We start from the raw sequence: 12,473 nt of genomic DNA, 5'->3' as shown, positions 1-12,473 counted from the left end.
GCTGTGATAGGATGACAAAATAACAACAAGGAGTGAGGCGGTATTGTGGGAAGCAACGTAAGACAACAGATTGAAACTCAGTTAGCACAGCGAATTCTGCTGATCGATGGTGGTATGGGCACCATGATCCAAGGGTACAAGCTGGAAGAGCAGGATTACCGGGGAGAGCGTTTTGCAGAGTGGCACAGTGATCTGAAAGGGAACAACGACCTGTTGGTGCTTACACAGCCTCAGTTAATTAAAGAAATTCACTCGGCTTATCTTGAAGCCGGAGCAGACATCCTCGAAACCAACACGTTTAATGCCACCACCATTGCTATGGCTGATTACGACATGCAGTCACTGAGCGAAGAGATCAACTTCGCGGCGGCTAAGCTGGCGCGTGAAGCGGCCGATGAGTGGACAGCGAAAACACCGGATAAGCCGCGTTTTGTCGCCGGGGTGCTGGGCCCAACTAACCGCACCTGTTCTATTTCGCCGGATGTGAATGATCCGGGCTATCGAAATGTCACCTTCGATCAGTTAGTGGCAGCCTACTCAGAGTCGACACGCGCCCTCATCAAAGGAGGGAGTGATCTGATCCTGATCGAAACCATCTTTGATACGCTCAACGCGAAAGCCTGTGCGTTCGCCGTAGAAAGCGTGTTCGACGAATTGGGGATGCAGTTGCCGGTGATGATTTCCGGCACCATCACTGATGCTTCCGGACGCACACTGTCAGGTCAGACAACCGAAGCCTTTTACAACGCGCTGCGTCATGTCCGTCCTATTTCGTTCGGCCTGAATTGTGCCCTTGGGCCGGATGAATTGCGCCAGTATGTTGAAGAACTGTCACGCATTTCTGAAAGTTACGTCTCTGCTCACCCGAACGCGGGGTTGCCGAATGCTTTCGGTGAGTACGATCTTTCGCCTGAAGACATGGCGCAGCACGTCCAGGAGTGGGCGCAGAGCGGTTTCCTTAACCTGATTGGGGGGTGTTGTGGTACCACGCCGGAGCATATCCGTCGTATGGCGAAGGCGGTCGAGGGCGTCACTCCGCGCGCGCTACCCGAACTGAACGTGGCGTGTCGTTTGTCAGGGCTAGAGCCACTGACGATTGAAAAAGAGACTTTATTTATCAACGTTGGTGAACGCACTAACGTGACGGGCTCAGCCCGCTTCAAGCGACTGATCAAAGAAGAGTTGTATGACGAAGCGCTAGACGTCGCCCGCCAGCAGGTTGAAAACGGTGCTCAAATCATTGACATCAACATGGACGAAGGAATGCTGGATGCTGAGGCTTGCATGGTCCGTTTCCTCAATTTGTGTGCTTCGGAGCCGGAAATCTCGAAAGTGCCGATCATGGTCGACTCTTCCAAATGGGAGGTGATTGAAGCGGGTCTGAAGTGTATTCAGGGCAAAGGGATTGTCAACTCCATCTCACTGAAGGAAGGCAAAGCGAAATTCGTTGAACAAGCGAAACTGATCCGCCGTTACGGGGCTGCCGTTATCGTGATGGCCTTCGATGAAGTGGGGCAAGCCGACACCCGAGAGCGCAAGCTGGAGATCTGTACCAATGCGTATCGGATCTTGGTCGATGAAGTTGGCTTCCCGCCAGAAGATATTATCTTTGACCCGAACATCTTTGCCATTGCAACGGGGATTGAAGAGCATAACAACTACGCGGTCGACTTTATTGAGGCAGTGGCCGATATCAAACGTGATTTGCCGTACGCGATGATTTCTGGCGGTGTGTCCAACGTTTCGTTTTCTTTCCGTGGTAATAACTATGTGCGCGAAGCGATTCACGCGGTGTTCCTCTACCACTGTTTTAAAAATGGTATGGACATGGGCATCGTGAATGCCGGCCAGCTAGAGATTTACGATAACGTTCCGGACAAGTTGCGTGAGGCGGTTGAAGATGTGGTTTTGAACCGACGTGACGATGGTACCGAACGCTTATTGGATATCGCCGCCGAATACGCTAACAAAGGTGTTGGTAAAGAGGAAGACGCTTCAGCGCTCGAATGGCGCAAATGGCCAGTGGAAAAACGTCTTGAACATGCGTTGGTTAAAGGGATTACCGAGTACATTGTCGACGATACTGAAGAAGCGCGTGTGAAGGCGACAAAACCGCTAGAGGTGATTGAAGGCCCATTGATGGATGGCATGAACGTGGTCGGTGATCTGTTTGGCGAAGGCAAAATGTTTCTGCCGCAGGTGGTGAAATCCGCGCGGGTAATGAAGCAGGCAGTGGCCCACCTTGAGCCGTTTATTAACGCCGAGAAGCAGGCCGGGTCTTCCAACGGTAAGATCCTGCTGGCCACGGTGAAGGGCGATGTTCACGACATCGGAAAAAACATCGTCGGCGTGGTTTTGCAGTGCAATAACTACGAGATCATTGATCTGGGGGTCATGGTGCCGTGTGAACAGATCCTCAAAGTCGCCCGTGAGGAGAACGTCGACATTATCGGGCTGTCCGGTCTGATCACGCCGTCATTGGATGAAATGGTTCACGTGGCTAAAGAGATGGAACGTCAGGGGTTCGAGCTACCCCTATTGATTGGAGGGGCGACCACCTCGAAAGCGCATACGGCCGTCAAGATCGAACAGAATTACCATCAGCCTGTGGTGTACGTCAACAATGCGTCGCGAGCGGTCGGGGTATGTTCTTCGCTGCTTTCTGATACCTTAAAACCCGCGTTTGTGGAAAAATTGCAAGCCGACTACGACGTGGTGCGTGACCAGCATGCCCGCAAGCGCCCCCGCACTAAACCCGTGGCGCTCGACGCGGCGCGCGCCAACAAAGTAGCCATCGACTGGGAGAGTTACACGCCGCCGGTACCGGCTAAACCCGGTGTGCATTTGTTTGATGATTTTGACGTGGCAACGTTGCGTCGTTACATCGATTGGACGCCGTTCTTTATGACGTGGTCATTAGTGGGGAAATATCCGGCAATTTTAGAGCATGAAGAGGTAGGGGAAGAGGCTAAACGCCTGTTCAAAGACGCCAATGACTTACTCGATCGCGTGGAAAAGGAAGGGTTGCTCAAAGCCCGTGGGATGTGCGCGCTGTTTCCTGCGGCCAGTATTGGTGATGATATTGAAGTGTACACCGATGAGTCGCGTACTGAGGTGGCGAAAGTCTTGCACAACCTGCGTCAGCAAACGGAGAAGCCGAAAGGGTTTAATTACTGTTTGTCGGATTACATTGCACCTAAATTGTCGGGTAAAAAAGATTGGATCGGTGCTTTTGCCGTGACAGGCGGTATTGGCGAACGTGAACTGGCGGACAAGTTTAAAGCGCAGGGCGACGACTATAATGCGATCATGATTCAGGCCGTCGCGGATCGCCTGGCCGAAGCGTTTGCCGAATATCTGCATGAACAGGTTCGCCGCGAGATCTGGGGCTATGCGCCTGAGGAAAATCTCAGTAATGATGAGCTGATACGGGAGAAGTACCAAGGCATTCGGCCGGCGCCTGGTTATCCGGCGTGTCCGGAGCACACCGAAAAAGGCACTCTGTGGGAACTGCTCAATGTCGAAGAGATGATTGAGATGTCTCTGACGACGAGTTACGCGATGTGGCCTGGTGCCTCGGTCTCTGGCTGGTATTTCTCTCATCCGGACTCCCGTTATTTTGCCGTCGCTCAGATCCAGGATGATCAGGTCCAGAGTTACGCTGAGCGTAAAGGTTGGGATGCCGTGGAAGCGGAGAAGTGGTTGGGGCCGAATATCAACGGTTAAATCAAGAAAAGGTCACCATCAGGTGACCTTTTCTTTGGTTACGCTTGATGTTCGAACAAATCCTGATGCAGTTTCTGGATCACACTGCGTGACTCATGAGCATCCACTAAAAAGCAGAGATTGTGGTCGCTGGCGCCGTAACAGATCATCCGCAGATTGTAATCTCCCAGCGTACTGAAGACTTCTTTTGCATAACCCTTGGTTTCCATATGATTACCAATCAGGGCCACCAGACACAGGTTCTGCTCCACTTCCACCGAACATAACTCTGCCAGCTCTTCACGAACATCTTGTGGCAGTTGCGGTGCACCGCCGGCGGTATCCGTTTTGTCCAGCGTCAGAGAGACGCTGATCTCCGAGGTGGTGATCAGATCGACGGAAATTTTGTGTTTGGCCAGGATTTCAAATACTTTCGCCAGAAAGCCGTAGGCATGGAACATCTTAGCGCTGCGCAATGTCACCATGGTTTGATTGCTGCGCAGCGCCAGTGCCCGGAATTGCGGAGAGCTTTCGACTTGCTGACGAATCCAGGTGCCACCTTTTTCTGGCTCTTTTGATGAGCCGACAAACACCGGAATACCGTGTCGCAAGGCCGGCAGCAAGGTGGATGGGTGGAGTATCTTGGCGCCGAAATTGGCCATTTCAGATGCTTCGCTGAAGCTGATCTCCGCAATCGGTGCGGCCTTTTCTGCGATGCGTGGATCTGTGGTGTAGATCCCCGGGACATCGGTCCAGATTTCCAGGCCTTTCGCTGCCACGGCCTCGGCAATCAATGCAGCGCTATAATCACTGCCTCCGCGGCCAAGAGTGGTGGTATTACCGTCCTGATCGGCGCCGATAAAGCCCTGAGTGACGACAACATGCTCCGCGCACAGTGGAACCAGATGCGTTTTAGCCAGTGCGGCAATCGTGGCGACGTCAGGTTCAGCGCGGCCATAGTGGCTGTCGGTGCGCAGGACATCGCGAATGTCAAAACGCACTGCCCGGATCCCACGCTCACGCATCAGTTGAGCCAATATATGCGTCGACATCAGTTCGCCACAGGCCACCAGATGATCGGTCAGTTTAGGGGTAGCCTGAATGGACGCCGCTTCGGCAAGGCTGGTGATAGTATCCAACAGGCTGTACACCTCGGATGCCACTTCGGTTGGCTGGCTTAACTGGGACAGTATCGCGTCGTGAATAGCCGCCAGTTGTTGTAGTAAATGGGCTCGGTGTTCTTGGTCCTGAACGCCATGCGCCAGCTCCACCAATAAATTGGTGACGCCAGAGCAGGCGCTACTGACGACCAGTTTGGTGTTCGGATTGTTTTCGATGATGGCCGCACAGCGGCTCATGGCTTCAAAGTTTGCGACACTGGTTCCGCCAAATTTGGCAACGTTAAATGCGCTCACAGCATTTCTCCCACGACTTCCTGAAAAATTATTCACTGATGACTGCCAATGGCAATCGAACATCCTGTATCTGAAGAGAGTGGTAGAGCAAAAAGAGAGGTAAAATTATAATGAATTGATGACCTCAGAAGCTCTTCACCAGACGGTGCTGGTGACAGTTGCTGGGACTCAACCCAAGTCAACCGACAGATCTGATCCACAACTCAGATCTACCTCGGCACTGCTCCCCCTGAGTATGTCGTGTTGGAGTTGAGGCTCCACAACATACCTGCCTGGGCAGTGCTCCTCTTCTGCATAAAGCTTAGTCATTGAACGGGTTTGCTGAAACAATGTCAATCAATAATTCAACCGGAATGAAAATTTTTGTTAACGAATTTGTGACACTGGTTTGACCTGCCGGAAAGAGGGCGGATTGCTGCCGATGACTATTTCGATTAAGGTGAAAAGTCATGACCAGTCACGCAAGGAGCGAGCATGTCGATTCAAAGCTTTATTCCCCCTCACCGTATTCTGATGGGCCCGGGGCCGTCGGATATTTCTCCACAGGTCTTGCAGGCCTTGAGCCGCCCGACCGTCGGCCATTTAGACCCGCTGTTTATCCAGATGATGGATGAACTCAAGCAGCTGCTCAAATACGCTTTTCAGACAGAGAATGACTTTACTATTGCGGTATCGGCCCCAGGCAGTGCCGGGATGGAAGCGTGTTTCGTCAACCTGGTCGAGCCCGGAGACAAAGTGATTGTCTGCCGCAACGGGGTCTTTGGTGAGCGTATGCGCGAAAACGTGCTGCGTGCTGGTGGTGAAGCGATACTGGTGGACGACGAATGGGGCTCGCCCGTGTCGGTAGATAAAGTAGCGCAGGCACTGAGCGATCATCCAGATAGTAAAATTCTGGCTTTTGTGCATGCAGAAACCTCAACCGGTGCCCTGTCGGATGCTGAGGCGTTGGGACGCCTGGCCAAGCAACATGGGATATTGACCATAGTCGATGCGGTGACGTCGCTGGGTGGTGTGCCATTGAAAGTGGATGAGTGGCAGTTGGATGCGGTCTATTCCGGGAGCCAGAAATGCCTTTCTTGTGTACCCGGCTTGTCACCGCTGACGTTTTCACCCCAGGCGATTGCGAAGATTCAGTCGCGTCAGACCCCGATTCAGAGTTGGTTCCTGGATCAGAGTCTGGTGTTGGGGTATTGGAGCGGAGAGGGGAAGCGCAGCTACCACCACACAGCCCCCGTGAACAGTTTGTATGCGCTGCATGAAGCTTTGCTTATCCTCAAAAATGAAGGGTTGGAGCAAGCCTGGCAGCGTCACCGCGTAATGCATGACAAACTGAAATCGGGCTTGGAAACGTTGGGCTTTGAGTTTGTGGTTGACGAAGCGCACCGCTTACCCCAACTGAACGCGATATATGTGCCGGCGCACATTGATGAAGCTAAAGTCCGGGCACATCTGTTGCTACAGTACAATCTCGAGATTGGGGCTGGTCTTGGTGCGCTGGCAGGAAAGGCGTGGCGGATTGGTCTGATGGGCTATGCTGCCCGCAACGAGAATGTTGCGTTATGTCTGCGGGCTTTAGAAGAGTCACTCACTGTGTGACGGATGACGGAACGTAAAAAAGGGCGGTACATACCGCCTTTTTTATTCTCTGCTACCTTGTGTGGCAACGGAATCAGACCTTGTCTGGTGGGACTGGAGCTGGTCGAAATCCTGGAGAGGAAACAGGTACAGCGCTTCGTTTAAGGTTTGTTTGGCCCGGCTGTCGTCGCCCAGCCCCTGATAGGCCAGGATCAGATTGCGGTAAAATGCCGGGCGGGGTTTGTGCCGGATGATTTGTTGTGACCACTGAATATACGGGGTGAGCAGCGCGGGATCCTGACGTGTCAAACCAAGCTGGAGATAGCTGCTGTAAACGTCCCAGTCAAATCTGTCTTTCCATACCACAGGGTTACTGATCCGGCGCAGAATCTCCGGGTTTTTCGGCTTGGAGTGTTCAAACTGCGTCAGAATGTAGTTGGTGTGCAGGGCGCTGAGCATGTACACGCAGGTGACCACCGGCAGTACCAGACTGCTGACTCTGAGCAGTGCTTTGGTGATATTGCTAAAGCGAATGGCTTTATAGCGGGCAACGCGTTGATCGACCCAGAACAGCAGGATGACAAACGTCAGCCAGTGAATCGCTGAATGATAAAACGGGTATTCCAGTTGAGAGTGCAGCACTATCGGCACAAACAGAGCAAACATCGCAGTGCGGGTGCCCTTTTTGGCGGTATAGATACGAAACAGCACCATCCCTGCGGCAAACACGATGCCTATCAGTGGCAGCAGCCCGCCTTCAGCCGACCAGAACAACAGTTCATTGTGCGGATGATCCATGGCGGGTAGGCCTGGCGGATAATCCGGATTCAACTGGTGCTGACGTGCGGTGTACAGCATGTACTGGGACTCAAACCGGCCATAACCGTAACCGGTAAAAGGCTTTTCAATCACCATGTCCAGTGTTTGAGGGAAAGTGTAACGACGGGGGCTGTCGAGGTCCGCTTTGTCCGACATCAACGAGTCACTGCCCTGCAAGTAGCCGGCAATAAGTCCCAACACGATTCCGAGAAACAGTGAAATCAGCCAGCCCACCATCCGGCGACGAGTCGCATAGCGGTAGAGGTAGGGCAAGATCAGCGCAGTGGCCAGAGCAGCACCGAGCCAACCCGTACGTGAGGCCAATACCACTAGGAGCGGCACGGTCAATAGCGGAAGTGCATACAGCAGGTTGGTGGCGCTGAGTTTATTGTGGTACTTGACTGGCTGGCGCGACAGTAGATAAGCGGACAACACCAGCCCGGTCGCGAGAAAGCTCGCCATCACATTGGGCTGTTGAAAAATGCCATAAGGCCGGTTGGCGATCGTGTCATAGCCAAATGGGTTGCCCGGCGACAGCAGGAAATACTGAATATAACCCAGCAGGGCTTCGATGGTGACGGCGATAACCACCAACCACAACAGACGCAATTTATGTTTATTGCTGAGCTTGAACTGTTGTAGCGCGACGAACAGCAGGTAACCCGCCCACAGGCCAATCAGACGGCCGGTGGCGTACTCGGGCAGACTATCCGGAAAAAAGATTGGCACCGTGAGCAGTAAGCAACTGACCAAAAGACCGATAGTCAGCTTGGAATAGCGCAGTCTCTGGTTACTACCAAGCTGATAAAGACCCAGCGCCGCAGCAATACTGAACGCTATCCAGGTCGTCGGGTTGAACGAAAGCGCCAGCCCGGCACCGCCAGGGTTGGGCGTGAAAATGTGCATCGCGACGACAAACATGACGGCCAGAGCTGCCATAAAGCGCTTATTGAGTGGGACACTGGGCGTTTCCGGCTCCAGTTGTGTTCCGCTGAGGTGTACAGTTGCCATAGTTGTTAAATCACTGATAAAAACAAACCAGCGCAGGAGACGCTGGTTTGGTTACTTTACCGTTTTTTTCTACTTCAACATAGGCTTGAGGAAGCGGGCGGTGTGCGATCCTTCGACTTGTGCCACATCTTCTGGTGTCCCCTGGGCAATGATCTGCCCGCCGCCCTGGCCGCCTTCGGGCCCCAGATCAACGATCCAGTCAGCGGTTTTGATCACATCCAGGTTATGTTCGATCACCACCACGGTATTGCCGTGATCGCGCAGGCGGTGCAGGACTGTCAGCAATTGCTGAATGTCATGGAAGTGTAGCCCGGTGGTCGGTTCGTCAAGAATGTACAGGGTTTTGCCGGTGTCGCGTTTGGACAGCTCCCGAGCCAGTTTGACCCGCTGAGCTTCACCACCGGATAACGTGGTGGCCGCTTGGCCGAGGCGGATGTAAGACAGGCCCACATCGATGAGCGTTTGCAGTTTACGGGCAATGGCCGGAACCGGATCAAAGAAACCACGTGCGTCTTCAACGGTCATTTCCAGCACTTCATCAATGGTTTTTCCTTTGTAGCGCACTTCCAGTGTTTCTCGGTTATAGCGCTTGCCTTTACACACATCACAGGGCACGTACACATCCGGCAGAAAGTGCATTTCGACCTTGATAACCCCGTCACCCTGACAGGCTTCACAGCGACCACCGCGGACGTTAAAACTGAAACGGCCCGGTTTGTAGCCGCGAGAGCGGGATTCCTGAGTCCCGGCAAACAGCTCGCGGATCGGGGTGAAGATCCCGGTATAGGTTGCCGGATTGGAGCGCGGCGTCCGGCCGATCGGGCTCTGATCAATGTCGATGACTTTATCGAAATGTTCCAGGCCTTTGATGGCTTTGTATGGCGCCGGTGTGGCGGTGGTGGCGCCATTGAGCTGGGTGTGCGCGATTTTAAAGAAGGTGTCATTGATCAGGGTGGATTTACCCGAGCCGGACACGCCGGTAATGCAGCTGAACAGGCCAACCGGAAGCGACAGATCGACGGCTTTGAGGTTATTGCCGGTTGCGCCCAGCAGCTCAACCGTTTTCTTGGCATTTCGTGGCGTGCGCTGCCCAGGGATGGCGATCTGCTTGTCACCGCACAGATACTGGCCGGTCAATGAGTCTGGGTTGGCGATGATCTCATGAACAGTGCCTTCTGCCACGACCTGACCGCCGTGCACCCCGGCGCCCGGACCAATATCGATCACGTGATCCGCCATGCGAATGGCGTCTTCATCATGCTCCACTACCAATACGGTGTTTCCTAGATCGCGCAGGTGCGTCAGGGTGTTGAGCAAACGTTCGTTATCTCGCTGGTGGAGACCAATCGAGGGTTCATCCAGTACGTACATCACGCCAACCAGCCCTGCGCCAATTTGACTGGCAAGCCGGATGCGTTGCGCTTCTCCGCCTGAGAGGGTTTCAGCACTGCGCGACAGGTTGAGGTAATTCAGGCCGACGTTGACCAGAAAATGCAACCGGTCATTGATTTCTTTCATCACTTTTTCGGCTATCTGGGCACGCTGGCCTTCCAGTTGCAGGGATTGGAAAAAGGCCAGTGCATCGGCAATGCTCAGTTCAACGATCTGGGGCAGCGTGGTGTCCTGGATAAAAACGTTACGCGCTTCCAGCCGCAACCGGGTGCCGTCACAACTGCTGCACGGTTTGGTGGAGATGTATTTTGCTAACTCTTCGCGTACTGAGTTTGATTCGGTATCACGGTAGCGGCGTTCGAGCGTGTTGAGGATACCTTCAAAAGGATGACGTTTGACGCGGATATCACCGCGATCGTTGACGTAATTGAATTCTATCTGAGTACGCCCGGACCCTCGCAGGATGATTTCCTGTGTTTTTTTCGGTAGGGAGGTAAAGGGGGCGTGCAGATCAAAGTCGTAATGGTCAGCCAGTGATTTGAGCATCTGGAAATAATAGAAATTTTTCTGATCCCAGCCCCGAATGGCGCCGTCTGCCAGACTGAGCGATTCATCCACGATCACCCGGGCTGGGTCAAAGTACTGCTGTACACCCAAGCCGTCACAGGTCCCACATGCACCGGCCGGGTTATTGAACGAAAACAAGCGTGGCTCCAGCTCTCGCATGCTGTAGCCGCAGTGCGGACAGGCAAAATTGGCCGAGAAGACAATTTCCTCTCCGTCGCTATCCATTGGGGCAACCACGACGATGCCGCCGGACAGCTCCAGTGCGGTTTCAAAGGACTCCGCCAGGCGTTGCTGTAAATCATCACGAACTTTGAAGCGATCCACCACCACCTCGATGGTGTGCTTTTTATGCAGTTCCAGTGGTGGGGGATCGGACAGATCGCAGGTTTCGCCGTCGATACGTGCGCGGATAAATCCCTGCGCCGCCAGATTCTCCAGCGTTTTGACGTGTTCACCTTTCCGCTCTTTGACGATCGGGGCCAGTAACATCATACGGGCACCTTCCGGCAGATCCAGTACCTTGTCGACCATCTGGCTGATGGTTTGTGCGGCCAGCGGAACCTTGTGATCCGGGCAGCGAGGCTCACCCACCCGGGCGTACAGCAGACGCAGATAATCATACACTTCGGTGATGGTACCGACAGTGGATCGCGGATTGTGTGAGGTGGATTTTTGCTCTATCGAAATGGCCGGTGACAGGCCTTCGATATGGTCCACATCGGGTTTTTCCATCAGAGACAGGAACTGGCGGGCATACGCAGACAGAGATTCAACGTAACGACGTTGACCTTCTGCGTATAAGGTGTCAAAGGCCAGGGAAGATTTACCCGAGCCGGATAAGCCGGTAATGACGATCAGCTTGTCGCGGGGAATCGTCAGGTTGACGTTTTTCAGGTTGTGGGTTCTGGCACCACGAACTTCAATCTTATCCATCTTCTGTGCTCTGTGAAAAATTGAGTTCGCCAAGTATTACATAGTGTGAGAAATGTGCAAAGGAATACTGTATAAAAAAACAGTCAAAGAAAAAGGCGGCTCAGAGAGAGCCGCCTTCAGTTAGTTTGTTGAACAAGCAGGAATTACTTCTGCTCTTTTTGCGTGGTTTGTTTACCCAATGTGGAGACTTTGCTGTCTTTCAGGTACAGATTTTCGTAGCAGTAGTTGGTTGCTTCGATATACCCTTCCACGCTACCACAGTCAAAGCGGTGGCCTTTAAATTTGTACGCCAGAACACAGCCCGCTTTCGCTTGCTTGAGCAGCGCGTCCGTGATTTGGATTTCGCCACCTTTACCAGGTTCGGTATTTTCGATCAGTTCGAAAATATCCGGCGTCAGGATGTAGCGGCCGATGATTGCCAGGTTGCTTGGTGCGGTGCCCGGCTCCGGTTTTTCGACCATGTCATCCACGCGGTAGATGTCATCTTTGATCATTTCACCCGAGATCACCCCGTACTTGTGAGTCTCTTCGGCTGGCACTTCCTGAACGGCAACAATCGAGCAGCGGAATTGTTTAAACAGCGCGACCATCTGTGCCAGGACGCCTTCCTGTTCATTGACACACAGGTCGTCGGCCAGAACAACGGCAAATGGTTCGTCACCCACCAGTTCACGACCAGTCAGGATCGCGTGTCCCAGGCCTTTCATCTCGCGTTGGCGGATGTAAGTGAAGTTTGCGCTGTCGATGATGTTGCGGATATCGACCAGAAGCTCTTCTTTATTGGTGCCGCTGATCTGGTGCTCCAGCTCGTAGTTCTTGTCAAAGTGATCCATGATTGCGTGCTTGCCGCGACCGGTAACAATACACATCCCGTTCATACCAGCGGCAATGGCTTCGTCAACGCCATATTCGATCAGTGGTTTGTTCACCACTGGCATCATCTCTTTAGGCATAGACTTGGTGGCGGGGAGGAAGCGTGTACCGTAGCCAGCTGCCGGGAAAAGGCACTTTTTAATCATGTGAGAAAACCCTTTAAAATATCGTTGTTCTGAGTAC

At 53.2% G+C, this 12,473-nt stretch carries 6 protein-coding genes and 1 riboswitch; of the genes, 2 read left to right on the top strand and 4 right to left on the bottom strand.

The genetic code is table 11. The annotated features are described in order from the left end of the window. Positions 1-45: 45 nt before the first annotated feature. Positions 46-3,726 (top strand): methionine synthase, encoded by a 3,681-nt coding sequence (gene metH / locus CAG65_RS03865; RefSeq protein WP_161452304.1) that lies wholly within the window; start codon positions 46-48, stop codon positions 3,724-3,726. Positions 3,727-3,764: 38 nt separating this feature from the next. On the opposite strand, the gene lysC is transcribed toward metH, so the two are convergent. Next, positions 3,765-5,120: a lysine-sensitive aspartokinase 3 gene (gene lysC, locus CAG65_RS03860; RefSeq protein ID WP_161452302.1), complete on the bottom strand. Its 1,356-nt coding sequence runs from the start codon at positions 5,118-5,120 to the stop codon at positions 3,765-3,767. A gap of 120 nt (positions 5,121-5,240) precedes the next feature. Continuing rightward, a riboswitch (Lysine riboswitch) is annotated at positions 5,241-5,418 on the bottom strand. 176 nt (positions 5,419-5,594) lie between these two features. Between lysC and CAG65_RS03855 the strand changes: the two genes are divergently transcribed. Continuing rightward, a complete protein-coding gene (locus CAG65_RS03855) occupies positions 5,595-6,716 on the top strand; it encodes a pyridoxal-phosphate-dependent aminotransferase family protein (RefSeq protein WP_161452299.1) in 1,122 nt (373 codons plus the stop codon). Between the two features lie 42 nt (positions 6,717-6,758). On the opposite strand, the gene CAG65_RS03850 is transcribed toward CAG65_RS03855, so the two are convergent. The 3 genes from CAG65_RS03850 to galU all read right to left on the bottom strand — a co-directional run bounded on the left by CAG65_RS03850 (position 6,759) and on the right by galU (position 12,436). Further along, the gene (locus CAG65_RS03850) at positions 6,759-8,525 is read right to left on the bottom strand and encodes a PglL family O-oligosaccharyltransferase (RefSeq protein WP_161452297.1); all 1,767 of its coding nucleotides are present in this window, start codon (positions 8,523-8,525) and stop codon (positions 6,759-6,761) included. A 69-nt stretch (positions 8,526-8,594) separates the two neighbouring features. Next, on the bottom strand, positions 8,595-11,417 hold the full coding sequence (uvrA, locus tag CAG65_RS03845) for an excinuclease ABC subunit UvrA (RefSeq protein WP_161452295.1): 2,823 nt from the start codon (positions 11,415-11,417) through the stop codon (positions 8,595-8,597). 143 nt (positions 11,418-11,560) lie between these two features. Further along, the gene (galU, locus tag CAG65_RS03840) at positions 11,561-12,436 is read right to left on the bottom strand and encodes a UTP--glucose-1-phosphate uridylyltransferase GalU (protein ID WP_021706877.1); all 876 of its coding nucleotides are present in this window, start codon (positions 12,434-12,436) and stop codon (positions 11,561-11,563) included. Between the last annotated feature and the right edge of the window lie 37 nt (positions 12,437-12,473).

It is taken from the genome of Vibrio sp. V39_P1S14PM300 (genome assembly GCF_009904765.1).
Classification (GTDB): Bacteria; Pseudomonadota; Gammaproteobacteria; order Enterobacterales; family Vibrionaceae; genus Vibrio; species Vibrio proteolyticus.
This window is presented reverse-complemented; position numbering and strand designations above follow the sequence as displayed.

Bases quoted from the DNA above. Each gene is read 5' to 3' on its own strand.
- CAG65_RS03855 (WP_161452299.1), top strand. From the start codon at position 5,595: ATGTCGATTCAAAGCTTTATTCCCCCTCACCGTATTCTGATGGGCCCG.
- CAG65_RS03850 (WP_161452297.1), bottom strand. From the start codon at position 8,525: ATGGCAACTGTACACCTCAGCGGAACACAACTGGAGCCGGAAACGCCC.
- uvrA (WP_161452295.1), bottom strand. From the start codon at position 11,417: ATGGATAAGATTGAAGTTCGTGGTGCCAGAACCCACAACCTGAAAAAC.
- galU (WP_021706877.1), bottom strand. From the start codon at position 12,436: ATGATTAAAAAGTGCCTTTTCCCGGCAGCTGGCTACGGTACACGCTTC.